The following is a 22,462-nucleotide window of genomic DNA, read 5'->3' as shown; positions in this document are numbered from 1 at the left end:
CCGGCTCACAATTTCAGGTCGAGCAACCCATCGCCCAGATCCTCGTCAGACAACGTCTGCTGGATCAGTGCGCGATGTGCCTGCTCGCTCCACAGTTCAAATTTGTCGCCCATGCCGAGCAGTACCGCCTTCTTTTCGATGCCCACCGCACCGCGATGGCTGGCGGGAATGCTGATACGGCCGTTGCCGTCGAGCTCCAGATGGGCGGCGGAGCCGACCAGCTTCTGCTGCAGCAGGCGGACCACGCGCTGGGTGTTGGGCTTGGCCATGACGTCGTCGCGGACCCGTTCCCACTCGCTCTCGGCATACAGCCACAGGCAGCCGGACTCGAACGGGTTGTAGGTCAGCACAAGGCGATTGCGACTCACGCGCGCGACAAGTTCGCGGTACGCGGTCGGAACCGCCATGCGCCCTTTGTCGTCAACTGTGATGGCTGTCTCGCCCTGGAACACGGCTTCTGCACCTTTCCTTCAGCTCGGTGAAACATTGAACCACGAAAAACCACTAAACACCCGGTTTTCCCTCTGTTGCCCACCTTAGCAGCGGGTGATGGGTTGTCAACATCTTTTCAACGCCAAAATCATGTGCGGCATCAATGGCTTGCGGCGTTCTTTAGAGACTTGTTCAAGGTTTATCCACAAGTTGCTGTTCCGTCTCAAAATTTGAGATTGAGGGGAAGTTCAGTGGCGTGTAGGCCGCGTGAAGCTTCACATCCGCATTCATGGATGTAGGGGTCATGCCTACAAGTGAGTGCGCAAAACGACACGGCCGTTCTGATGGACCTGCAGACGGTCGTCGCACCAGCAGGTGCCGAAGATCGGTTCTTGACGGCACGCGCGCCGCATGTCATGGCCGTCCTGAAAGTGAAAGGGCGCGGAGACGCCTCCGACCTGCATAGGCGGTCGTAACAGCGTGTCGGAGTTGACACGCCGGGCGGGGCTCACGCCCGGCGCCATGAACGCTCCATGACGTTTGCCAAGGCGTTCCCGACACGTTGCGTGATTGGCTCTGGGGTGCCTTCCTGAATCCCTACAGGATGGTCACAGCGCCAATCGGGCGCGCTGATGTTCCCCCGGGAAATCCATGATCCGACGAATCTTTCTTCTATTGGGCACCCACGTCCTCGTGGGCGCGCTGGGCTTCGCACTGGGCATCTACATCCTGCCCATCCTCACCGCGCCGGACTCTCCCCCTGCGGCCCAGGTCACTGCGGCGCTTGATTCGGCCACCTACACAACGACCTTCAAGCGGAACCTGAAAGGCAGCGATGCCTTCCACTGGGGCGAGGGGCGCGTGGGCGTGTCCAAGACGCAGATCGCCTTTGACGGCGAGATGGCCCCGGGCCCCAACTATCAGGTGTACCTGACCAAGGAGTTCGTCGATGACAACGCATCGTTCGAGCGCATCAAGAAAGACTCGCTGCGGGTGGGCGAGGTGAAGACCTTCGACCGCTTCCTGGTTGACCTGCCCGGCAAGGTGGATGTGGATGAATACACCACGGTGGTGGTGTGGTGCGAGCGCTTCTCGCAGTTCATCTCGGCCGGGCAGTACCGCAGCCCCGCCATGGAACAGGCCAGCCACAACTGACCCGTCTGCGCCCCTGCACCGTCATGGATGCAGGGGCGCGTTGAACAGGGGCGGAGCGGGCCGATAAGCCGGGTTCTGTCGTGGACAGTCATTCCTCTAGGCGCCACGTCACCGTGACGCTCAAGCAACCTACCCGGACCCGACGCGGGCCGCGTCATGAGGTCCCTATTTGGTCTTGCTCCAGGTGGGGTTTGCCGTACCGGTCTGTTGCCAGACTCGCGGTGCGCTCTTACCGCACCATTTCACCCTTGCCACGCGCCCGGAAGGCCGTTCGGCGGTATCTTTCTGTTGCACTTTCCGTCGGCTTGCGCCGCCCAGGCGTTACCTGGCACCTTGCCCTGTGGAGCCCGGACTTTCCTCGGCATCCCGAAGGATGACGCGACTGTCTGGCCTGCTCCGCCGCGCGCAGTCTACCACTGTCACGCCAGCGCCGGTCGGCGTGTTTCCGCTCAGGCGCCGTAGAGCGCCTTGCGCGACGCGCCGGTGAGTTCAGCGGCAAGCTTGGCCGCCGTAGAGGGTGGCAGGTGCTGGGCAAGCAACGCATAGACCCGGCGCCCCTGCGCAAGCTGCGCCTGCTCGTTGTCCCCGGCCCCCTGCACCATCACCACGAACTCGCCCTTGCGCTGGTTGTCGTCGGCCTCCACCTGCCGCAGCAGCGCCCGCAGATCACCGTCCAGCACGGTCTCGAACAGCTTGGTCAACTCGCGGGCCAGCACCGCCGGCCGGTCACCGCCAAACACCGTCGCCATGTCGGCCAGGGACTCGGCGATCCGGTGGGAGGACTCATAGAACACCATCGTGCGCACTTCGCCGGCCAGGGTCTGCAGCCGTTCGCGGCGGCCGCTGCCCTTGGCGGGCAGGAAGCCCTCGAAACTGAAACGGTCACTCGGCAGACCGGCCACGCTCAACGCGGCGATCGCGGCACAGGCGCCAGGCACCGGGCTCACCCTGATGCCCGCGGCGCGGGCCGCGCGGACGAGGCGGAAGCCGGGATCGCTGACCAGCGGCGTGCCGGCGTCGCTGACCAGCGCCATCGACTCGCCCGCCTGCAGTCGCGTGACGATGCGCTCGGCCATCGCCTCTTCATTATGGTCATGCAGCGCGATCAAGGGCCGGGAGATGCCGAAGTGCGACAGCAGTTGGCTGGTGTGACGGGTGTCCTCGGCGCAGATCGCGGCCACCGTGCGCAACACGTCCTGGCCGCGCGGGCTCAGGTCGGCCAGATTGCCGATCGGGGTGGCGACGACATAAAGCGTGGCAACGGTCATTTCAACAGCACTCCAAGGTCAAGGGTAGAATCCTAGCGTGTACCCGGCCACGGCCGTTGACCTTCCTGCCTGGATCCCTCTCATGAACAAGCCTGTCGCCCGCATCTCCGCCCTGTCGCTGTCCCTGATGCTGCTGGCCGGCTGCGCCACCACGAGCCTGGTCAGCACCCCCGACTCGCCCGCGCAGAACCAGGCGCTGCAGCTCATCGAGCAGGGCCAGCCACGTGACGCCGCCCTGCAGCTGGAGGCGCTGGCCGCGACCCTGCGCGGCGGCGCGCGTGCCAACGCGTTGGCCGACGCCGCCTTTGCCTGGCATGAGGCCGGCGATGCCACGCGCGCCCGAAGCCTGCAGGCGCAGACCACGCTGCGCCAGCTCACCGGCGCCAGCCGCATCCGTTTCCAGCTCACCAGCGCGGAGATCGCACTGGCCGACAAACAGCCGGCGCAGGCCCTGGCCGCCTTGTCCGAACCCACGCCCGAGCTGCTTCCCGCGCTGGCCCCGCGCTGGCACCTGGCGCGCGCGGCCGCGCTGCAGGCCACCGGTGACAGCTTCGCCGCTGCGCAGGAGCGGGCGCGGGCCCACGCCGCCCTGAGTGGCAAGCCGCGCAGCGACAACCAGGCCGCCATCGCCGGCCTGCTCGGCACGCTGGACGATGCAACGCTGCGCGCCCGCGCCGCCGCGCTGCCGGCCAACGACCCGCTGTACAACTTCGCCGGCCGGGCCCTGATTGCGCGCGGCATCGCGCTGCCGCGACCGTTCGACCGCGGCGAGACCACCCAGTTCGATACCAGCAAGCGCCCCCCCGCGATGAGCGATGGCTACCGCCCACCGGTGAAGCTGGCCGTACTGCTGCCGCTGACCGGTCGCCTCGCCGTGGCTGCCCAGCCGGTTCGCGACGGCCTGCTGACGGGTTACTACGGTGAGAGCCGCCGCAAGCCGGAGATCGAGTTCCTCGATACGGCCGGCACCCCGGCCGGCGCCCTGTCGGCGTATGACCGTGCGGTCAGCGCAGGGGCGGATTTCATCATCGGACCGCTGGGGCGCGATGAAGTGGACGCCGTCTACGGCCGCACGCAGCTGCCGGTACCGGTGCTGGCACTGAACCGCGGCAAGGACGCGCCGCCGGCCGGCAGCGTGGGCTTCTCGCTGGCGCCGGAGGACGACGGCATCATCGCGGCCGAGTACCTGCGCGGGCGTGAGCGCGGCAAGGTACTGGTGCTGCACAGCGGCGACGATACCGGTCGCCGTGCTGCCAGCGCGTTCAGCGCGCGCTTCGCCGAGCGCGGTGGCCAGGTGGTGGCCACGCTGCCGGTGGCCGATACGGTGGGCGACATCAGCGCGCGCCTGCGTGCGGCCGGCCCGGTGGATGCCGTGCTGCTGGCCGTGCGGGCACCGCAGGCGCGCCAGCTTGCCCCCCAGCTGGCGCTCGCCGGCCTGGGCGGCAGCACCCGCGTGGGCACCTCGCAGCTGACCATCGGCACCGGCAAGCCGGAAGAAGACATGGCCCTGGACGGCATCATCTATCCCAACGAAGCGTGGAACGTGCGCAGCGTTGCAGGACTGCCCAATGCCGCCAGCGCGGGCCAGCTGCTGCCCTCCGCACGCGGCGCGTCCGGGCGCCTGTTCGCCTTCGGCTTCGATGCCTGGAAGATCACCACGTACCTGGAACCGCTGGCGCAGCAGGGTGGCCTGTCCGGCGCCACCGGTTCGCTGTACCTGGATGGTGCCGGCAACATCCTGCGCGTACCGGCCTGGTCCACCTTCAGTGGTGGGCGCCCGCAGCCCATCGCCAGTGCCAACTGACAGGGCCACGCGCGGCGCGGCCGTGGAAGCGGCCGCCGAGCGCCTGCTGTGCGAGGCCGGGCTGCGCGTGCTCGCCCGCAACGCGCGTTACCGCGGCGGGGAGCTGGACCGGGTGATGGATGACGCCGGCACGGTGGTGTTCGTGGAGGTGCGCTATCGCGCCGGCACCCGCTTCGGCGGTGGCGCGACCTCGGTGGATGCGCGCAAACAGGCGCGCCTGGTGCTCGCCGCGCAGCTGTTCCTGCAGGCCCACGCTGAGCTTGCCGCGTGCCCCTGCCGCTTCGATGTGGTGGAGGCCAGCGGCGAGCCACCGCAGTTGAACTGGCTGCGCGACGCGTTCCGCCCGGACGTTTGAGCGCGATCACGGGCCGTTGCCCTGAAGATGGAATCACGATGAACGATGCTCTGCCCGCTGCCCTGGTTGCCGAACTGTCCGCCCTGCTGGGTCCGGAGGGTTGGCGCACGGATGAGGGCGCACTGCAGTCCCACGCGCAGGATTATTCATGGCGACGGCAGCCGCCTGCCGCCATCGCGCTGCCGGCCGATCGCACGCAGGTGCAGGCACTGGTGCGCGCCTGCGCCCAGCACTCGGTCGCGCTGGTAGCGCGCGGTGCCGGCACCGGCACCACCGGCGCGGCAGTCCCCCTGCCGGGCAGCATCGTCCTGTCATTGGCGCGCATGAATCGCCTCCTGGCCATCCGCGCCGGTGACCGCTGCGCCATCGTGGAGCCGGGCCTGCTCAATGGCGAACTGCAACAGGCATTGGCGCCACACGGGCTGTTCTGGGCGCCGGACCCGTCCAGCGCGGACATCTGCAGCATCGGTGGCAATCTGGCCTGCAATGCCGGCGGCCCGCGCGCGGTGAAGTACGGTACCAGCCGCGACAATGTCCTTGGCCTGGTCGCGGTGACCGGCACCGGCGCGCTGGTCCACTGCGGAGGCGCCTACACCAAGGACGCCACCGGCTACGACCTGACCCACCTGCTGGTGGGCAGTGAAGGCACGCTCGCGGTGATCGTGGAAGCAACCCTCAAGCTCACCCCGCTGCCGGTGGCGCAGGCCGGGCTGCGGGTGCTCTACCGGGACGCCGATGCCGCCGCGGCTGCCGTCTCACGTTTGATGTCACAGCCGGTGGTCCCGACGCGCCTGGAGTTCATGGACGCGCGCAGCCTGGACCTGCTGCGCCTCAACGGCGCCGACGTGCCGGACGCCGGCGCGATGCTGCTCATCGAAGCCGATGGTGACAATGACACGCTGCCCTACCTGCTGCAGGCCCTGGCGGCGGCAGCCGAAGGTGACGGCATGCTGGCCCTGGACGTGGCCATGGAGGGCGCGGCCCGTGAGAAGCTCTGGGCCGCCCGGCGGGCGCTGTCACCTGCGCTGCGCAGCATCGCCCCCGGCAAGATCAATGAAGATGTGGTGGTGCCGGTATCCCGCATTCCCGAGCTGGTGGCCGGCGTGCAGGCGCTGGCACGCGAGTTCGCGCTGACCATCGTGACATTCGGTCATGCCGGCAACGGCAATCTGCACGTCAACATCCTCTACCACCCGGATGACGCCGACGAGAACGCCCGCGCCCACGCGGCGCTGCCGCGGATCTTCGAACTCACCCTCGCACTCGAAGGCACGCTCTCAGGCGAGCACGGGATCGGGCTGGCCAAACGTGATTTCATGGTGCAGGCCTTCAGCGGTGACACGCTCGATACCATGCGCGCGATCAAGGCCGTGCTGGATCCCCAGGGAATCCTCAATCCCGGCAAGGTGCTGCCGCCACGCTGATGATCGGTGAGGTGTCATTGATACGTCGCCGTGATGGTGATTTCGGCGCGCAGCGCACCCGCTTTGACGCCAGCGCCGGCGGCCTTGAAGTAACCCACGCGGATGGCCTTGGTGGCACTCGCGCCTGACACCGTCACCCTGAGTGTGGACCCTTTCCTGACGAACGTTGTCCCACTTGTACCGTCCAGGATGGCAAACGCCACGCCCGTTGCCGCACCGGACGCCGCGGTGTTCTTCCATACGTCCTGGTTCCCGGGTTCCTCAGTGCCGTCAAAGTCGAGCGACGCCCGGCTGACGCCGGCGCAGGCGTCCATCCGGAGCGTCACCGTCTGCAGCTTGCTGCTGCCATCGGTGAGATCGTTGGCCTTGATATCCGGCAGTGCCGTTGCCGGAGCCGTCAGTACACAGGTGCCGGGCAGCACCCGCCCGGAAAGCGTCAGCGTCGCCTGATCCGCGTGGGCGACCGGGATGGCGACCGTCATGATCAGTACGGCAGCCGCGCAGGTTCTGCAGAGCGTCATGGTATTCCTCGATTCTGTTGGCATTTGAAGGTCAGGGCGCAGGCGCACGCGTTGCAGCAGGTGCCGCGTCCTCGTCCACCTGCAGGCTGTCGGGGAGCGGCGCAGTGCAGTGGGCCTGCGTCCAGTGCAGGCCATTGGCGTCGGCCATCTCCGGCATCTGGTAGCTCAGCCGACACAGCACACCGGGCGTGAGCTGGACATCCAGCACGCCGTCCGCTGACGCACCGCGGAGCTGGATCACGCTTCCTTGTCCGACCGCTCCCACGGAGGTGCCCTGCGGGTCCAGCACGGGGGCGGCGAACGGCAAGGGTCTGCCATGGGCATCACTGGCCTCGATGAACAGCGTGCGCTCGCGACGCACCGGGAAGGCGACCCGCACGATGCTCCCTGCCGTCGGCGCCACGCGCCGGGAGCTCTGCAGCAGCTCCACATCGATCGGCAGACCTGAGGGATCCAGTTCGATCCGGTTCCAGCGGTAGGCGCTGACATGGGGCAATACCGCGTGGCCGTTGCGGCCGATGCGGATGTCACGCCCCGCGCCAACGCGTGCTCCTTCAGCGCCGGGCGCCTGCACGAGCACGGCGCTCTCGCCCATGGGCTGTCCGAACGTCAGTCCGCCTCCGTGCAGCACGGCACTGCCGGACACGCTTGCATTGCTGGCGTGGCTGCGGGTGCTGTGCGTGTATCCGGCGGTCGCGTTGAACAGCGGTCCCTGGTAGTTGAGATAGCCGGCCTGGGTGGCGTGCGAGGAAGCCTCGCTGGCTGACAGGCTGTAACTGAGGTTGCGGCGCTCTCCCAGGCTGCCGTTGAGACCCAGTTGCCCCTGCTGGTGGCCGGCAGCCTGGCTTGCCTGCACATGCAGGCGCGCTCCGGCCACGCTGCGCCCCAGCGGGATGCTGACGTTGAGCGCGACGCGGGTGTCGGCCTTCCCATCGCCCTGCCGGTAACGTGTGGCGGACAGCCCGTAACTGGCCCGCTGCCAGCTGCTCTGGAAACTCACCTGGAGGTCGTTGCGACGACGCTGTGCGTTCCAGTAAGCCACATGACCCGCCGTCAGGGAGAGTGCGCTGCGCATGCCGAGCCGCTGTGACAGGTTCATTTCGTAGCGTTGCCGCGCCTGCCATGCGGCACTCCAGCCATCGCGCGCGGGGTGTGCGGCCTGGGCCAGGGTCAGGAAGTTGCGCGTGCTGTAGCGATAGGCCGCCAGGCCCACATGGGTGGCACTGGCGTTGAGGAAACGCTGGTAGTTCAGGCGCAGGCTGTTGCCGCTGGCGTGGCGGCCCTTGTCGAACGTGGTGCGTGCATGGGTGATATCCACACCGAAGGCACCGGCTGGCGTGTTGATCGCCGCGCCACCCAAGGTCGAGCGGTAGTGTTCGGCGATCTGGGCGCCGCCGATCAGGGTCATGAAATCGTCGAGGCCGCGGGCATAGGTCGCTTCGATGAAACGCAGAGGCAGCTGGCTGCCTTCGATGGCGTGCAATCGGCCGGCGGTGGCGCTGGAACGCGAAGCGCCGGCACGCAGCGCCTGGGGCACGGCGGAAAAGCCGAGGGTCGAGCGCCGTTCCCGGCCATCGGCCTCGGTCACCGTGATCTCCAGGTCGCCGCCGTAATTGGTGGGATACAGGTCCTCGATGAGGAACGGGCCAGGGGCAACGTTCGACTGGTGGATGATGTTGCCGTTCTGGCGCACCGTCACCACCGCATTGCTATCGGCGATACCCTGCACCCGAGGGGCATACCCGCGCAGTGAATCGGGCAGCATGCGTTCGTCCGTCTCGATGCGCAGCCCGGTGAATGCGACCGACGGGAACAGGTCGCCACGCGTATCCGCTTCGCCCAACAGCAGCTGGCTGTCCCATGCGGGGAGGTCGCGCTGCAGCAGTGTGCCGATGCGCTGGTATCGGCGTCCCTGCCCGGCATCAAGGAATGAGCCCCGGTGGCGCAGCCGCCATGCGCCCAGGTTGAGGCCCGCCGTCGCCCCGAAATAGGTGCTGCGGAGGGAAGGGAAACGCGCGTGGTTGAGCGTGTAATCCAGGAAAGCGGCGGTGATGCCGTCATCGCGCTCCGAACGCGGCACCTGTCCACGGGCGGAGGCCTGCCGCGACGCCTGCGGAATCGAGATCGCTACCCGCAGGGCGCTGGTGTCCACCTCGACCCGGGCGCCATCCACCAGCGACGGCAGATCGACGCACTCGCCGGGGCGTGCAAGCAACGCTTCCTGCAGCGCGGTCCTGAGGTCCATCAGGGGGACCAGGTCCGTGGGCAGGCACAGCACCCCCCGGTCCGGATCGGCACTCCCCTGCGCCGGCGTGAAGCGCAGGTCACGGCTGCCGATCCCTTCCCCGTTGAGCGTGATGTCAAGGGTGTGGAGCCCGGGTGCAAGGGCGCTACCGTCACCTGCGAGCGCACGTGCCATGGCGCCTGCACCGATGAGGAAGCCTTCGCTGAACTCGAGCGGGGCGGCGTCCGCCGAAGGCGTGCCCAGAGCGTCTGTGGCAGACAATGCCAGGACGATGCCCACGCCAAGACGTGCGGGGTGGACGCGGCGGCACCAGGCCACGCGGGAGCATGAAGAGCGCATGGGACGGTCTACTGGTCGACGTGATGCGCTTGCGCGCTGACGAGACTGCGCAGGCTAGGGACTTGGATGAGGTGCAGCTATGGGCGGATCTTCAATTCACCGCCTCGGCCCCTGCGCGTCCGCGGAACCTGCCGCCATGCACGTTCTTTGAAGATTTCCGCATGGCCGCGTACAGACGCGGCCTGAATAATCCGCCCCGTCACGACGCCTCCGGGCCGCGTGATTCATTCTCAGGAGAAATTGGATGCGCAACACTCGCTTTTGCGCCGCCCTGTGCGCGGCGCTCGCTTCCGGCCCCGCCCTGGCGGAGACCCTGGAAATCACCGGGGAGCTGGTCACTTCAACCTGCAATGTGGGCACCACCAGCGGCGCGGTGACGGTACCGATGGGCAAGGTCGATCTGGCGAGCGTCAACGCCGCCGAGCGCGCCGGCCAGAAGAACTTCACCATCAGCCTGGACTGCACCGGCTCGGGTGCGGCGCAGGAAGTGGGTATCCGCTTCGGTGGGGCTCCCTTCGGCAGCACCGGCTTTCTTGCCCTGAATGCTGGTTCGACCGCCGCAAACGTGGGCGTGGCGATCTACGACGCCAACGGTCGTCTGCAGAAGATCGGCGACGATCCGGCAAGCTTCGTCAACATCCCGGCCAACGGCACCGAGAGCCTCCGCTTCAGCGCGTGGTACGCCTCGCCGGGCAAGAACGCCACTGCGGGTGCCGCAAACGCCACGGGCGATTTCGTGGTCGTCTACAAGTAAATCGTTGCGGCGCGTGGCCCAGCCATGCGCCGCCTGCATCGGGGGCAACCGCATGAAACGCCATATCCTCCGCGCCGGCGTGCTCGCCTGTGCTTTGAGCAGCATGGCCGCGCAGTCCGCCGTCGTGCTGGAAGGCACGCGGATCGTGCATGACGCGGGCAAGGGCCGCGACGTCACCCTGCGTTCCACCAATCAGGGAGATCAACCTGCGCTGACACAGGTCTGGATCGATGATGGCGATGGCAACGCCCGCCCGGAAGAGGTGGTCACTCCCTTCCGGCTGACACCGTCCGAACCGCGCCTGCTCAAGCCCGGGGAGGGACAGGCCTGGCGCATCACCTACGCACCCCGACCTTCGGACGCGCCGGTGCCTCCGGATCGGGAATCGGTGTTCTACCTCAACCTGCTGGATATCCCGCCGAAACCGCGCAACGCGCAGGACAGCAACCTTCTGCAGTTCGCCGTACGCACCCGGATAAAGCTGTTCCACCGGCCTGCGGGCCTGCAGGGCAACCCTGCGCACGCCGCCCTGCAGCTTGTCTGGCGCCAGGCAGGCCATTGCCTTGACGTGGCCAACCCGAGCGCCTACCACGTGACACTGGGCTCGGTGACGTTGGGTGATGGCGTACGCGTGGACGCCGACATGGTCCCCCCCGGCGGACGCATCGAGCTGCCGCTGCCGCAGGGGCAGGCCATGCCCGCCACCGTGGCCTTCACCTGGCTCGATGACTACGGCGCGATGCGCGAAGCGCGCGCGACCGTCCAGGCGCCCACGCCGGCATCGACCGAAGGGTCCCTGCAGGCAGGGCAGTAAGCCCTCCTTACCGGCCATCACCGTCGAGCACGGCGTGCGGTCATCATCGGTGCACAGCGCCGGTACGCGCCACTGCCACGCATCTGCCGGACTACGGCGTGAAGTGCTGATAGCCGCCGCGCGCCGCGGTGCCGTCCACATGGACGCCCTGGCCGGCGGCGATGCGTCCGATGCGGGTGAGCGGCAGTTGCAGCTCGTCTGCCACCGCGTGGATCGCCTCCGTGTGCGAGGCGGGGGCGGTGAAACAGAGCTCGTAATCATCACCGCCACGCATCGCCGCCTCGCACACGAGCGCCTCGCCCAGCACCTGCCGCGCGGACGAAGAGGTCGGCAGCAGATGTGTCTCCACGTGCGCTGAAACACAGCTGCGCGTTGCGATGTGTCCCAGATCAGCCAGCAGCCCATCAGAAAGATCCACGGCGGCATGGGCGAGGCCGCGCAGCGCGATGCCCAGCGCCACCCGTGGCGTGGGACGCAGCAGCCGTTGACGGAGGAACTCATGCTCCGGATCGTGCGCTGGACGGGATACGTCCAGCCGCCCCCGCTGCCAGAGTTGCAGCGCACCCGCCGCATCGCCCAGCGTGCCACTGACCCACACCTCATCACCGACGTTCGCGCCATCGCGGCGCAGCGCCTGACCGTGCGGCACCTGTCCAAAGGCCGTCACCGAGAGCGACAGCGGCCCCCGGGTGGTGTCTCCTCCAATCAGCCGCCAGTCGTGTGCGTCGGCCAAGGCGAAGAAGCCCTCGGCGAAGCCATCGATCCACGCGGTTTCGGCCTGGGGCAGCGACAGCGCCAGCGTGCCCCAGGCCGGGGCCGCCCCCATCGCGGCGAGGTCGGACAGGTTCACTGCCAGCGTCTTCCAGCCGATATCGGCCGCGGGGGTTTCCGGCGGGAAATGCACGCCTTCGTTGAGCGTGTCCGCGGTCACCGCAAGCCAGTGGCCGGCCTGCGGTTGCAGCAGGGCGGCATCGTCGCCGATCCCCAGCACGATGTCCTCGCGGCCCCGCGTCCGGGCACGGATGCGGTCGATCAGGGCGAACTCGGCCAGTGACATTCCGTGCTCCTGCAATCAGGTGACGCCGGGCACGACCCGGCGCCCTGCGGGCTCAGTGGCCGGATTCGACCTTGCGCCATTCAACGGCGGCATGGTCCAGCACGCCGTTGACGTAGGTATGGCCGTGCTCGGAGCCGAACCGCTTGGCGGACTCGATTGCTTCGTTGATCACCACGCGGTACGGCACATCCGCGCGGAAGCGGAGCTCGTAGGCCGCCAGGCGCAGCACCGCGCGCTCAATGGCGTCCACCTCTTCGATGGGGCGATCCAGGAACGGCACCAGCGCTTCGTCCACGTCGCGGCGGTTGTCCAGCACGCCATGCACCAGGGCTTCGAAGTACGCCAGATCGGCGATCTCGCGCGCCTGCTCGTGGGCGAACTGGGCGACCAGCGACTGGCCGTTGCCACCGGAGATCTGCCACGCGTACAGCGCCTGCACGGCACGGCGCCGCGCACGCGAGCGCAGCACGGGATCCACGCCATCGCGGCGCACGGGCCGTCCGGACGGCCGGCCCTGGGGAGTCTTGTTCATGGCAGCTGCTCCAGAAGATTGATCATTTCCAATGCCGCCAGCGCGGCCTCCTCCCCCTTGTTGCCATGGCTGCCGCCGGCACGCGCTTCGGCGTCCTCGGCCCGCTCCACGGCCAGCACGCCGTTGAGCACCGGCACGCCGAAATCCAGCTGCACGCGCATCAGTCCTTCGGCGCAGCGATCGGCAACGTGCTCGTAATGGCGGGTATCGCCCCGGATCACGCAGCCCAGCGTGATGATCGCCGCGTGCTGGTGCGCGGCCGCCAGGCGGGCGGCAACCAGCGGAATCTCCCACGCGCCGGGCACGCGGACGACATCGATGGCCTCTTCGCTGATGCCGTTGCCGGCCAGGCTCGTCCGCGCGCCGGTGACCAGCGCGTCAGTGATGCGGGCGTTCCAGCGGCTGGCCACGATGGCGAAGCGCGCCGATCCGGGAGAGCGAAGATCGCCTTCGAAATGGCTCATATGCGGGGTACGGAATACGTGTGAGGGCGCCAAGTCTAACGTGCGCGGGCCCATCGCGGGCCCACGCACGGGCAATGGGGGCTCAGCAGGTCAGGGTTTCAACCACTTCCAGCCCATAACCGGCCAGCCCGACCTGGCGCCGCGGCGTGCCCAGCACGCGCAGCTTGCCCAGCCCGAGGTCGGACAGGATCTGCGCACCGGCCCCGTTGCGCCGCCACTGGCCCACGTCCTTGTCCTTGCCCGGTGGCCGCACCACCGCCTGCTGGCGCAGGCGTGCGAGCAGGGCGTCGCTGTCGCGCGGAGCGGACAGCACCACCATCACCCCACTTTCCGCAGCGGCGATGGCCCGCAGCGCATCGGTCGCGGCGACGCCGAAGTCATCGCGCCGCCAGTGCAGGAGATCGGCGAGCGGATTTTCCACCTGCACGCGCACCAGCGTGGGCACCGCCGGATCCGGGATGCCCCGCACCAGCGCGAAGTGCAGATCATGGGCGATGCGGTCACGGTAGGTGACCAGCGTGAAGGCACCGAATTCCGTATCGATGGCCCGCTCGTCCACGCGCTCCACCGTCTTCTCGGTGGCAAGGCGATAGGCGATGAGGTCGGCGATGGAGCCCATCTTCAGGCCGTGCTCGCGCGCGAATACCTCCAGCTCCGGGCGCCGCGCCATGCTGCCGTCAGGATTGAGGATTTCCACCAGCACGCCGGCCGGCTCCAGTCCGGCCAGCATTGCCAGGTCGACGCCGGCCTCGGTGTGGCCTGCACGGGTGAGCACGCCACCGGGCTGGGCGATCAGCGGGAAGATGTGGCCCGGCTGGTGCAGATCGGTGGCCTTGGCATCCGGGCGCACGGCGGTGCGGATGGTGAGCGCGCGGTCATAGGCGGAGATGCCGGTGGTCACGCCCTCGGCCGCCTCGATGCTCACCGTGAAGTTGGTCTGGAACTGTGCGGTATTGGACTGCACCATCGGCGCCAGGCCGAGCTGGGCGGCCCGTTCACGGGTCAGCGGCAGGCAGACCAGTCCTCGGCCGTGGGTGACCATGAAGTTGATGTCGCTGGGCTTGACCAGCTCGGCGGCCATGATCAGGTCGCCCTCGTTCTCGCGGTCCTCGTCGTCGACGATGACGACCATGCGGCCGAGGCGGATGTCTTCGAGGATCTCCGGGATCGGGGCGAAGTTCATGCCCGCGCTCCCTGCCCGAGCAGGCGCTCGACATAGCGCGCCACCAGGTCGATCTCCAGGTTCACCGTACTGCCCACGCCGGTGGTGGCGAACGCCGTGTGGGCGACCGTGTGCGGGATCAGGGCCACGTCGAAGCCTTCGTCATCCACGGCGTTGACCGTGAGGCTGACACCGTCGACGCAGATCGAGCCCTTCTGCGCGATGTAACGGCGCAACCCGGCCGGCGCGGCGAAGCGCCAGCGCTGCGCACGCGCGTCGTCTTGGATGGAAACGACCTGCCCCAGCCCGTCCACGTGGCCACTGACCAGATGACCGCCGAGGCGATCGGTCGGGCGCATGGCGCGCTCCAGATTGAGCATCGCACCTTCGGCCAGGCCGCCCAGCGTAGTGAGGCTCAGCGTCTCGTTGGAGGCATCGGCCTGGAAACACTGCGCATCGTAGGCGATGACCGTGAGGCAGACGCCGTTCACGGCGATGCTCTCGCCGAGCTCGACCGCTTCGAACGGCAACGTGCCGACGTTGAAGGTGAAGCGGACATCGCCGCCGATGGGTTCGCGTGCGGCCAGGTGGCCGACGCCTTCGATGATTCCAGTGAACACGAAACGTTCTCCGCGGAAAGTGAGCGAAAAACGCCGCAAGGCAAACAGGCGGGCACAGGGTCACAGGGGCCCTGCGACACCGTCTTCTTTCATCCGGACTATCACCGTCGGCTCCGGCATTGGACCGGATCTGCTGACCCCCGGCACAGGCCGGGGCGCTCGCGGGCTCATGCCTGCCTCCCTCACCGGGACGCCGCACCTACCGCCGGTGGGGAATCGCACCCCGCCCTGAAGACGTTTGTATACCGGCGAACCGGCCTGTGCAGTGTACCAGCCGGACCTGAAGACTCGCTTTTTGTGAAGAGTTCGTTAAAATGCGCGCCGAGTGCGACAACGACGTCGCCCCCGGGCGGCGCCTCCGCCGCCTGCAATGGAACGCAACTCAAGGAGTTTCCATGCGCAAGATGCTGCTCGCCACCGCCCTGCTGTCCCTGTCACCGCTGACGGCTGTCGCCGCTGACACGCTGAGCTACACCTACGTGGAAGCAGGTTGGACGCAGGTCAAGGTCAACGATGATGCACTGGACGACCCGAAGCTCGACGGGGGCTACGTGCGCGGTGCCTTCGCCATCGCCCCGCAGGTGCATCTGTTCGGTGCGTGGTCGCAGGTCTCCAAGCGCTACGGTTTCCCGGGCGGCAGCATCAAGCTGGAGCTGGCGCAGCCGGAACTCGGCATCGGTTACCACATGACCATGAGCGAGCGCGTGGACTTCACCGCCGATGTGGCCTGGACCCGCCAGAACGTGGAGCTCACGCTGAAGGAAGACGGCTACGCCGATTACCGCCAGAAGGACCACCTCAATGCCGCCCGTGGCACGCTGGGCGTGCGTGGCAAGCCCTCGCCCCGCACCGAGGCCTGGATCAAGGCCGGCTACATGGACGGCAGCGACATGGACGGTACCTGGGTCGGCAACGTCGGCGGCCAGGTCAACCTGACGCCGATGTGGGGCGTGGTGGGCGAAGTGCAGGTGATCGAGGACGTGACGCAGTACTCGGCCGGCGTTCGCCTGAGCTTCTGATCCCTGCGTTGTGCGTACCGTGGAACGGGTCCCTTCGGGGGCCCGTTTCCGTTACGGCGCCGGCCGCAGCAGCAGGCGCAGATCCTCGCCGACAACGCGCTGGTCGCGTACCTGCAGGCGGCGCTGCCCCTCCATGTGGGTGATGCCCAGGCCGGCCAGCAGCGGCATGCCGTGCTCGCCCAGCAAGGTCGGTGCCTGGTACAGCAGCAGTTCGTCAAGCAGGCCCTGGCACACGAGCGCACCGGCCAGAGTCGCGCCGGCTTCGGTATGCACCTCGTTGATGCCGCGATCCGCCAGCATTGCCAGCACGGCGTGCAGGTCCAGGTGTCGCCCGGCCACTGGCACGGCAGCGAAGGCCGCATCCGCCAGCGTCGGCGCGGTCACGTTCGGCCCGTGCAGGTACAGGGTCGGCGCGCCGCCCTGGCGGACCCGTTCGCAGTGCAGCGAACGCAGCTGCGCATCCAGCACCACGCGCAGCGGCGGCTGCACGTCCGTATCGGCCAGGCGCACGGTCAGCATCGGGTCGTCGGCGAGCACCGTACCGGCGCCGGTAAGGATCGCCCCCGCCCTTGCCCGCCAGTGCTGTACGTCTTCCCGGGCCGCGGCACCGGTGATCCACTTCGAGGTGCCATCGGGCATGCCTGTGCGTCCATCCAGGCTGGCCGCCAGCTTGACCCGCACCCACGGGCGGCCGCGCTCCATCCGCGACAGGAAACCGCGGTTGAGCTCGCGTGCCGGTGCGGCCATCAGCCCTTCGGCCACGGCGATGCCGGCCGCGCGCAGCAGATCGAAGCCGCCGCCATCGACCTGTGGGAATGGGTCGCGCATGGCGGCGACCACGCGCGCCACGCCCGCTTCGATCAGCGCCAGCGCGCACGGCGGCGTGCGCCCGAAATGCGCGCACGGCTCCAGGGTGACGTAGGCCGTGGCACCGCGTGCGGCCTCACCGGCCTCGCGCAGCGCGAACACTTCCGCATGCGGACCGCCTGCCCGCTGATGCCAGCCGCGGCCCACCACCCGATCACCGTGGGCGATGACGCAGCCCACCATGGGATTGGGGCGGGTGGTGTAGGCGGCGCGCTCGGCCAACTGCAGCGCCATCGCCATGTGCCGGTGGTCGTGTGCCGTGAATCCGCTCATGCGTACTCCGTGGGACGCTGCCGCGCCGGGCTCAGCCCTTCTGTTTCTTGGTCAGCGCCATGACACCGTCGAGCAGTTGCAGCTGGCCCGTGCTCGGCGGCAGGTCGCGTTCGAGCTTCTCGATTTCCTCGCGGAAATCGGCGACATCCTGGAAGCTGCGGTACACCGATGCGAAGCGGACGTAGCCGACATGATCAAGCTTGCGCAGTTCTTCCATGACGAACTCGCCGACACGGATCGAGGGCACTTCGCGCTCGCCGGAGATCCGCAACTGGTGCACCACCGCGCGCACGGCCGCCTCGATCTTTTCCTCCGGCACCGGACGCTTCTGCAAGGCGCGGTCGAAGCCGGCGCGCACCTTGCGGACTTCGAACGCCTCGCGGTTGCCATCGCCCTTGATGATGGCCGGCAGCTTCAGCTCGATGGTCTCCAGCGTGCTGAACCGTTCATTGCAGGCCTCGCAACCCCGCCGTCGCCGGATGGTCGCGCCGTCTTCAGAGACGCGCGAATCGATGACACGGGTGTCGGCATGTTGGCAGAACGGACAGTGCATGGAGCGCCTTGCGTCGCAGAAACGTCATGCCGTAGCCACGGCAGCGTCGCAACGGTACCTGAGCGGACGGTCTTACAGCAAATCACGGGCTCGCCGGGCACCCGCACGGGACAGGCCGCCACGCCGCCGGCGTTCCGGCGGCGCGTTCTGCATGAGCGGGTGGATCAGCCGTAGACCGGATACGCGCGGCACTGCGCGCTGACCGCGTCACGCACACGGGCGATCACCGCTTCGTCGGCGGGGGCGTCCAGCACATCGGCGATCCAGTTCGCCAGCTCGACGCAGTCCTGCTCGGTGTAGCCGCGCGTGGTCACTGCCGGGGTGCCCAGGCGCAGGCCCGACGTCACGAACGGCGAACGCGGATCGTTCGGCACCGAGTTCTTGTTGACCGTGATGTGGGCCTTGCCCAGCGCCGCTTCGGCGTCCTTGCCCGACACCTCGCGGCCGATCATGTCCACCAGCATCAGATGGTTCTGCGTGCCGCCGGAAACGATCTTGTAGCCACGGGCGATCAGCGTTTCCGCCATGGCCTGCGCATTCTTAACGACCTGCTGCTGGTAGGTCCTGAACCCCGGTTCCAGCGCCTCCTTGAAGGCCACGGCCTTGCCGGCGATGACGTGCATCAGCGGACCGCCCTGGATGCCCGGGAATACGATCGACTGCAGCTTCTTCTGCAGGTCCTCGCTGGCGCCCTTGGCAAGGATGATGCCGCCACGCGGACCGCGCAGCGTCTTGTGGGTGGTGGAGGTGACCACGTGGGCATGCGGCAGCGGGCTCGGATACACGCCGGCGGCGACCAGGCCAGCCACGTGCGCCATGTCCACGAACAGGTACGCCCCGACCTTGTCGGCGATGGCGCGGAAGCGTGCCCAGTCGACGACCTGCGAATACGCGGAGAAGCCGGCCACGACCATCTTCGGCTTGTGCTCCAGCGCCAAGCGCTCGACTTCGTCGTAATCGATCAGGCCCTGCTCGTTGACGCCGTACTGCACGGCGTTGAACAGCTTGCCGGAGGCGTTGACCTTGGCGCCGTGGGTGAGGTGGCCACCGTGGGCCAGGCTCATGCCGAGGAGGGTGTCACCCGGCTGCAGCAGCGCGAAGTACACCGCCTGGTTGGCCTGCGACCCACTGTGCGGCTGCACGTTGGCATAGTCCGCGTCGAACAGCTGCTTGAGGCGGTCGATCGCCAGCTGCTCGGCGATATCCACGTACTCGCAGCCACCGTAGTAACGCTTGCCCGGATAGCCCTCGGCGTACTTGTTGGTCAGCTGGCTGCCCTGGGCTTCCATCACCGCCGGGCTGGTGTAGTTCTCGCTGGCGATCAGCTCGACGTGGTCTTCCTGGCGCTGGGTTTCGGCGGCGATGGCCTTGGCCAGTTCGGGATCGTAGGTTTCGATGCGGACGTCACGCGGGAACATCTGGCACTCCGGCAGTCAGGAAAAGGGCGGCAGGCAGCCATTGTAGTCCCTGTGCCCGGACCTCGCCCATGACCTGCCTGCGTGCCGCCGCAGCAATGCAGGCGGCGCCGGTGAGGCGCCGCCTGCAGACCGTGGGCGGGCCTCAGCGTCCGTTGATCACGAAGTCGGCCAGGATGCCGGTGGCAATGGCCACCAGCAGCAGATTGCCGCGGTCATCGCGGACCCACTGGTGGCCGCGGGGCGGGCGGCGCACGTGGTAACGCGGATAATCATTCACGACGTAGACCGGACCCCGGTAATAATCGCGATAACGATGCCCGACCTTCCAGCCGTAACCGGGCCCGTGCGCGTAGGCGGGGCGGTAGACGACGCGGGGCGGCGGACCGGGGCGGTACGGCCCATGATGGCGACGATCGTCGTGCCAGGCACGGCGATCATGGCGGTCATGCCGCCCATGGTGGCGCGCCTCGCGTCGATCGTGGTGGCCATGGCCGCGGCGATCGTCACGCCATTCGCGACGGTCCCCGCCGCGGTGACGGTCCGGATCGGCGAAGGCCGGTGAGATGGCCCCCAGAGCAATCACCGAGGCAATGGCCCCAGCCAGAAATCGATTCATGCGCATGAGCACCTCGGCGTGATGGACAGTGACCTCATCTTGCCGATGGCAACTGAATGATTTCTCGCTGGAACCGCTTTCCGTCGACGCTTCTGCCCCGCTATTCAGCTGATGGCTGGGTAGGCCCCGCAACCGGGCTCCAGGTGGCAAGGAGATTCAACGGGTTGCCCTTGACTGTGACGACCACTTGGTAGCTGCCGGCCTCCAGCGCCGGCAGGGTGCAACGACGCCAGGCATCGCCCGCGCTTTCGCAGCGCGCCACCGGGAATCCCCCATTGGCCAAGGGAGCCGTCACCCGGAGCGTCGCCGTCGCATCGCCGCCCCACGTGATCACCTCGACATCGGACGCCTTGGTCAGTCGCAGCTCGAAGCGCTCGTTGAAGGCGTCACTGCCGCTACGGCGCGCGAACACCGGCACGACCTGCCCGGTCTTGAGCTGTGCCTGCTTCGGCAGCAGCGTCATGTTGGCCCGCATGCCGGCCGGCCCGCCTCGAAGGCTGATGCGCAGCCTCCGCTTCGTCGTCGAGGGCGCCAACGGGATCAGCCCGCCGAGCAGCGGCAGCCTCTCCAGGGACCGGTCATACAGCGGCCGCCCGTCACCGGCATCGGTGATGAGCAGGCTGCCGGACAGCAGGCTGTCGGCTTCAGCGCTCTTCAGGTCAAACGCCAGGTACTTTTCGGTGCGGGCCAGTTCGACATCGAACTCGCGCAGGCTGTTGGCCGGCACCGGCAGATTCTCGAACGAGGCAGTGGCGGGCAGCAGCGGGGGGGCATCGGCGGCGGTGGCGAGCGCCGGCAGCAGGGCCAGGGCGAGCAATGCGGTTGGAGCAGAGGTCATGGCGGATGGTCCAGGGTCTGGGTGGACCTTCATGCTGGCCGCTGGCGCGGCCCCGGACTGTCGGCGCACCACGCACCGGACGGCGTCCCCCCGACCGTTGGCACGTAAGGCGAGCCGATCCCGCTGAACCCGGCCGCGCCTGCCATGGAAGTGACCCGGCCTATGGGCGATAATGACAGGTCATCACTTCGCTTAGCGCCGGCCAGGCCTCTGGACACCGGTGGCTCGACCCTCTGGGAGACTCCATGTCCTCGCAATACATCTACACCATGAACCGCGTGTCCAAGGTGGTCCCGCCCAAGCGGCAGATCATCAAGGACATCTCGTTGTCCTTCTTCCCGGGGGCGAAGATCGGCCTGCTGGGCCTCAACGGCGCCGGCAAGTCGACCGTGCTCAAGATCATGGCCGGCGTGGACACCGATTTCGAAGGCGAAGCGCGCCCGCAGCCGGGCATCAAGGTCGGCTACCTGGCCCAGGAACCGGAACTGGACCCCACCAAGACGGTGCGTGAGGCGGTCGAGGAAGGCGTGGGCGAAGTGCTGCAGGCCCAGGCTGCGCTGGATGCGGTGTACCTGGCCTATGCCGAAGAAGGCGCCGACTTCGACAAGCTCGCCAAGGAACAGGAGCGCCTGGAGGCGATCCTCGCTGCCGGCGATGCACACACCCTGGAAAACCAGCTGGACGTGGCCGCCGATGCGCTGCGCCTGCCGCCGTGGGAGGCCATCGTGGGCACCCTGTCCGGCGGTGAGAAGCGCCGCGTCGCGCTGTGCCGCCTGCTGCTGCAGAAGCCGGACATGCTGCTGCTCGATGAGCCGACCAACCATCTCGACGCCGAGTCGGTGGAGTGGCTGGAGCAGTTCCTGGCCCGCTACACCGGCACCGTGGTGGCGGTCACCCATGACCGTTACTTCCTGGACAACGCCGCCGAGTGGATCCTGGAACTCGACCGTGGCCGCGGCATTCCGTGGAAGGGCAACTACACCGACTGGCTGACCCAGAAGGACGAGCGCCTGAAGCAGGAAGACAACCAGGAGAAGTCGCGCCAGAAGGCGATCCAGAAGGAACTGGAATGGTCGCGGCAGAATGCCAAGGGCGGCCGCACCAAGGGCAAGGCCCGTCTGGCGCGCCTGGAAGAACTGCAGTCGGTCGATTACCAGAAGCGCAACGAGACCAATGAGATCTTCATTCCGCCGGGCGAGCGCCTGGGCAATGCGGTGATGGAGTTCAAGAATGTCTCGAAGAAGTTCGGCGACCGGTTGCTGTTCGACAACCTGAATTTCCTGGTGCCCGCCGGTGCGATCGTCGGCATCATCGGCCCCAACGGCGCCGGCAAGTCGACCCTGTTCAAGATGATCACCGGCCAGGAGAAGCCCGACAGCGGCGAGATCGTGGTCGGCCCGACCGTCAAGCTCTCCTACGTGGACCAGAGCCGCGATGCGCTGGAGGGCAACCACAACGTCTTCCAGGAAATCGCCGGCGGCCTGGACATCCTCAACATCAACGGTATCGAGATCCAGTCGCGCGCCTACATCGGCCGCTTCAACTTCAAGGGCCAGGACCAGCAGAAGCTGGTCGGCTCGCTCTCCGGTGGTGAGCGTGGCCGGCTGCACATGGCCAAGACGCTGCTGCAGGGCGGCAACGTGCTGCTGCTCGATGAACCGTCCAACGATCTGGACATCGAAACCCTGCGTGCGCTGGAAGATGCGCTGCTGGAGTTCCCGGGCAACACCTTCGTCATCTCGCATGACCGCTGGTTCCTGGATCGCATCGCGACCCACATCCTGGCCTTCGAAGGTGATTCGCACGTGGAGTTCTTCCAGGGCAACTACCGCGAGTACGAGGAAGACAAGCGCCGCCGCATGGGCGACGACGCTGCGCCCAAGCGCCTGCGCTTCAAGGCGCTGAAGTAAGACCTCCGGACGGCCGCCCAGT

22 protein-coding genes, 1 other RNA gene and 1 riboswitch are annotated in these 22,462 nt (G+C 67.8%); of the genes, 8 read left to right on the top strand and 15 right to left on the bottom strand.

The genetic code is table 11. The features are described 5' to 3' along the window. Positions 1 to 5: 5 nt before the first annotated feature. Positions 6 to 452 carry a division/cell wall cluster transcriptional repressor MraZ gene (gene mraZ, locus FHY09_RS01230; RefSeq protein ID WP_166923384.1) on the bottom strand — a complete coding sequence of 149 codons (447 nt, stop codon included), beginning with the start codon at positions 450 to 452 and terminating at the stop codon, positions 6 to 8. 631 nt (positions 453 to 1,083) lie between these two features. On the opposite strand from mraZ, the gene FHY09_RS01225 reads away from it, so the two are divergent. Beyond that, positions 1,084 to 1,587, top strand: a complete 504-nt coding sequence (locus tag FHY09_RS01225; protein ID WP_208407437.1) for a DM13 domain-containing protein — start codon at positions 1,084 to 1,086, stop codon at positions 1,585 to 1,587. A 48-nt stretch (positions 1,588 to 1,635) separates the two neighbouring features. Here FHY09_RS01225 and rnpB read toward each other — a convergent pair. Beyond that, an RNA gene (gene rnpB / locus FHY09_RS01220) (RNase P RNA component class A) lies at positions 1,636 to 1,985 on the bottom strand. 51 nt (positions 1,986 to 2,036) lie between these two features. Beyond that, complete coding sequence (gene rsmI / locus FHY09_RS01215) at positions 2,037 to 2,855, bottom strand: 16S rRNA (cytidine(1402)-2'-O)-methyltransferase (RefSeq protein ID WP_166923381.1); 819 nt, start codon at positions 2,853 to 2,855, stop codon at positions 2,037 to 2,039. An 82-nt stretch (positions 2,856 to 2,937) separates the two neighbouring features. Between rsmI and FHY09_RS01210 the strand changes: the two genes are divergently transcribed. The 3 genes from FHY09_RS01210 to FHY09_RS01200 are packed head-to-tail and all read left to right on the top strand — an operon-like array spanning position 2,938 to position 6,438. Continuing rightward, entirely contained in the window at positions 2,938 to 4,659 is a 1,722-nt protein-coding gene (locus FHY09_RS01210; RefSeq protein ID WP_166923379.1) for a penicillin-binding protein activator, read from the top strand. Further along, positions 4,649 to 5,014, top strand: coding sequence for a YraN family protein (locus FHY09_RS01205; protein WP_456362673.1), 366 nt, complete (start codon positions 4,649 to 4,651; stop codon positions 5,012 to 5,014). Before FHY09_RS01210 ends, FHY09_RS01205 begins: the two co-directional genes overlap by 11 nt. A 38-nt stretch (positions 5,015 to 5,052) precedes the next feature. Then, positions 5,053 to 6,438, top strand: coding sequence for an FAD-linked oxidase C-terminal domain-containing protein (locus FHY09_RS01200; protein ID WP_166923376.1), 1,386 nt, complete (start codon positions 5,053 to 5,055; stop codon positions 6,436 to 6,438). Between the two features lie 14 nt (positions 6,439 to 6,452). Here the strand turns inward: FHY09_RS01200 and FHY09_RS01195 are convergent, their stop codons facing one another. Together FHY09_RS01195 and FHY09_RS01190 are read right to left on the bottom strand one after the other, a co-directional pair. Further along, a complete protein-coding gene (locus FHY09_RS01195) occupies positions 6,453 to 6,959 on the bottom strand; it encodes a fimbrial protein (RefSeq protein WP_166923374.1) in 507 nt (168 codons plus the stop codon). 31 nt (positions 6,960 to 6,990) lie between these two features. Continuing rightward, positions 6,991 to 9,543, bottom strand: a complete 2,553-nt coding sequence (locus tag FHY09_RS01190) for a fimbria/pilus outer membrane usher protein (RefSeq protein ID WP_166923372.1) — start codon at positions 9,541 to 9,543, stop codon at positions 6,991 to 6,993. A 244-nt stretch (positions 9,544 to 9,787) separates the two neighbouring features. Between FHY09_RS01190 and FHY09_RS01185 the strand changes: the two genes are divergently transcribed. Both FHY09_RS01185 and FHY09_RS01180 read left to right on the top strand, forming a co-directional pair. Continuing rightward, on the top strand, positions 9,788 to 10,297 hold the full coding sequence (locus tag FHY09_RS01185) for a fimbrial protein (protein ID WP_166923370.1): 510 nt from the start codon (positions 9,788 to 9,790) through the stop codon (positions 10,295 to 10,297). Positions 10,298 to 10,349: 52 nt separating this feature from the next. After that, positions 10,350 to 11,111 carry a fimbria/pilus periplasmic chaperone gene (locus FHY09_RS01180; RefSeq protein WP_166923368.1) on the top strand — a complete coding sequence of 254 codons (762 nt, stop codon included), beginning with the start codon at positions 10,350 to 10,352 and terminating at the stop codon, positions 11,109 to 11,111. A 91-nt stretch (positions 11,112 to 11,202) separates the two neighbouring features. On the opposite strand, the gene thiL is transcribed toward FHY09_RS01180, so the two are convergent. The 5 genes from thiL to FHY09_RS01155 all read right to left on the bottom strand — a co-directional run bounded on the left by thiL (position 11,203) and on the right by FHY09_RS01155 (position 14,946). Continuing rightward, positions 11,203 to 12,162: a thiamine-phosphate kinase gene (gene thiL, locus FHY09_RS01175; RefSeq protein ID WP_208407495.1), complete on the bottom strand. Its 960-nt coding sequence runs from the start codon at positions 12,160 to 12,162 to the stop codon at positions 11,203 to 11,205. A 58-nt stretch (positions 12,163 to 12,220) separates the two neighbouring features. After that, a complete protein-coding gene (gene nusB, locus FHY09_RS01170) occupies positions 12,221 to 12,700 on the bottom strand; it encodes a transcription antitermination factor NusB (protein WP_166923364.1) in 480 nt (159 codons plus the stop codon). Further along, positions 12,697 to 13,164 (bottom strand): 6,7-dimethyl-8-ribityllumazine synthase, encoded by a 468-nt coding sequence (gene ribH / locus FHY09_RS01165; RefSeq protein ID WP_166923362.1) that lies wholly within the window; start codon positions 13,162 to 13,164, stop codon positions 12,697 to 12,699. Before ribH ends, nusB begins: the two co-directional genes overlap by 4 nt. Before the next feature lie 82 nt (positions 13,165 to 13,246). Beyond that, positions 13,247 to 14,347, bottom strand: a complete 1,101-nt coding sequence (gene ribB / locus FHY09_RS01160; protein WP_166923360.1) for a 3,4-dihydroxy-2-butanone-4-phosphate synthase — start codon at positions 14,345 to 14,347, stop codon at positions 13,247 to 13,249. Beyond that, positions 14,344 to 14,946, bottom strand: a complete 603-nt coding sequence (locus tag FHY09_RS01155) for a riboflavin synthase (RefSeq protein ID WP_166923358.1) — start codon at positions 14,944 to 14,946, stop codon at positions 14,344 to 14,346. Before FHY09_RS01155 ends, ribB begins: the two co-directional genes overlap by 4 nt. A gap of 77 nt (positions 14,947 to 15,023) precedes the next feature. Next, a riboswitch (FMN riboswitch) is annotated at positions 15,024 to 15,186 on the bottom strand. A 155-nt stretch (positions 15,187 to 15,341) separates the two neighbouring features. On the opposite strand from FHY09_RS01155, the gene FHY09_RS01150 reads away from it, so the two are divergent. Next, the gene (locus tag FHY09_RS01150; protein WP_166923356.1) at positions 15,342 to 15,965 is read left to right on the top strand and encodes a hypothetical protein; all 624 of its coding nucleotides are present in this window, start codon (positions 15,342 to 15,344) and stop codon (positions 15,963 to 15,965) included. Positions 15,966 to 16,016: 51 nt separating this feature from the next. On the opposite strand, the gene ribD is transcribed toward FHY09_RS01150, so the two are convergent. The 5 genes from ribD to FHY09_RS01125 form a co-directional block, all read right to left on the bottom strand. Next, entirely contained in the window at positions 16,017 to 17,105 is a 1,089-nt protein-coding gene (gene ribD, locus FHY09_RS01145) for a bifunctional diaminohydroxyphosphoribosylaminopyrimidine deaminase/5-amino-6-(5-phosphoribosylamino)uracil reductase RibD (RefSeq protein ID WP_166923354.1), read from the bottom strand. A gap of 31 nt (positions 17,106 to 17,136) precedes the next feature. Then, complete coding sequence (gene nrdR / locus FHY09_RS01140) at positions 17,137 to 17,658, bottom strand: transcriptional regulator NrdR (protein WP_166923352.1); 522 nt, start codon at positions 17,656 to 17,658, stop codon at positions 17,137 to 17,139. A gap of 164 nt (positions 17,659 to 17,822) precedes the next feature. After that, positions 17,823 to 19,076 (bottom strand): serine hydroxymethyltransferase, encoded by a 1,254-nt coding sequence (gene glyA, locus FHY09_RS01135; protein ID WP_166923349.1) that lies wholly within the window; start codon positions 19,074 to 19,076, stop codon positions 17,823 to 17,825. A 142-nt stretch (positions 19,077 to 19,218) separates the two neighbouring features. Further along, positions 19,219 to 19,698: an RcnB family protein gene (locus FHY09_RS01130; RefSeq protein ID WP_166923347.1), complete on the bottom strand. Its 480-nt coding sequence runs from the start codon at positions 19,696 to 19,698 to the stop codon at positions 19,219 to 19,221. 94 nt (positions 19,699 to 19,792) lie between these two features. Next, entirely contained in the window at positions 19,793 to 20,509 is a 717-nt protein-coding gene (locus FHY09_RS01125; RefSeq protein WP_166923345.1) for a hypothetical protein, read from the bottom strand. Positions 20,510 to 20,775: 266 nt separating this feature from the next. On the opposite strand from FHY09_RS01125, the gene ettA reads away from it, so the two are divergent. After that, positions 20,776 to 22,440: an energy-dependent translational throttle protein EttA gene (ettA, locus tag FHY09_RS01120; RefSeq protein ID WP_166923342.1), complete on the top strand. Its 1,665-nt coding sequence runs from the start codon at positions 20,776 to 20,778 to the stop codon at positions 22,438 to 22,440. The last annotated feature ends 22 nt before the right edge of the window (positions 22,441 to 22,462 follow it).

This window comes from Xanthomonas sp. 60 (assembly GCF_011761925.1).
The sequence above is the reverse complement of the archived record's forward strand: the minus strand, read 5'-3'. Positions and strand labels throughout refer to the sequence as shown.

Bases quoted from the DNA above. Each gene is read 5' to 3' on its own strand.
- FHY09_RS01195 (WP_166923374.1), bottom strand. From the start codon at position 6,959: ATGACGCTCTGCAGAACCTGCGCGGCTGCCGTACTGATCATGACGGTC.
- FHY09_RS01185 (WP_166923370.1), top strand. From the start codon at position 9,788: ATGCGCAACACTCGCTTTTGCGCCGCCCTGTGCGCGGCGCTCGCTTCC.
- FHY09_RS01190 (WP_166923372.1), bottom strand. From the start codon at position 9,543: ATGCGCTCTTCATGCTCCCGCGTGGCCTGGTGCCGCCGCGTCCACCCC.
- FHY09_RS01210 (WP_166923379.1), top strand. From the start codon at position 2,938: ATGAACAAGCCTGTCGCCCGCATCTCCGCCCTGTCGCTGTCCCTGATG.
- FHY09_RS01180 (WP_166923368.1), top strand. From the start codon at position 10,350: ATGAAACGCCATATCCTCCGCGCCGGCGTGCTCGCCTGTGCTTTGAGC.
- nrdR (WP_166923352.1), bottom strand. From the start codon at position 17,658: ATGCACTGTCCGTTCTGCCAACATGCCGACACCCGTGTCATCGATTCG.
- glyA (WP_166923349.1), bottom strand. From the start codon at position 19,076: ATGTTCCCGCGTGACGTCCGCATCGAAACCTACGATCCCGAACTGGCC.
- ettA (WP_166923342.1), top strand. From the start codon at position 20,776: ATGTCCTCGCAATACATCTACACCATGAACCGCGTGTCCAAGGTGGTC.
- nusB (WP_166923364.1), bottom strand. From the start codon at position 12,700: ATGAACAAGACTCCCCAGGGCCGGCCGTCCGGACGGCCCGTGCGCCGC.
- FHY09_RS01225 (WP_208407437.1), top strand. From the start codon at position 1,084: ATGATCCGACGAATCTTTCTTCTATTGGGCACCCACGTCCTCGTGGGC.
- ribD (WP_166923354.1), bottom strand. From the start codon at position 17,105: ATGAGCGGATTCACGGCACACGACCACCGGCACATGGCGATGGCGCTG.
- FHY09_RS01130 (WP_166923347.1), bottom strand. From the start codon at position 19,698: ATGCGCATGAATCGATTTCTGGCTGGGGCCATTGCCTCGGTGATTGCT.
- FHY09_RS01150 (WP_166923356.1), top strand. From the start codon at position 15,342: ATGCGCAAGATGCTGCTCGCCACCGCCCTGCTGTCCCTGTCACCGCTG.
- FHY09_RS01200 (WP_166923376.1), top strand. From the start codon at position 5,053: ATGAACGATGCTCTGCCCGCTGCCCTGGTTGCCGAACTGTCCGCCCTG.
- ribH (WP_166923362.1), bottom strand. From the start codon at position 13,164: ATGAGCCATTTCGAAGGCGATCTTCGCTCTCCCGGATCGGCGCGCTTC.
- rsmI (WP_166923381.1), bottom strand. From the start codon at position 2,855: ATGACCGTTGCCACGCTTTATGTCGTCGCCACCCCGATCGGCAATCTG.
- ribB (WP_166923360.1), bottom strand. From the start codon at position 14,347: ATGAACTTCGCCCCGATCCCGGAGATCCTCGAAGACATCCGCCTCGGC.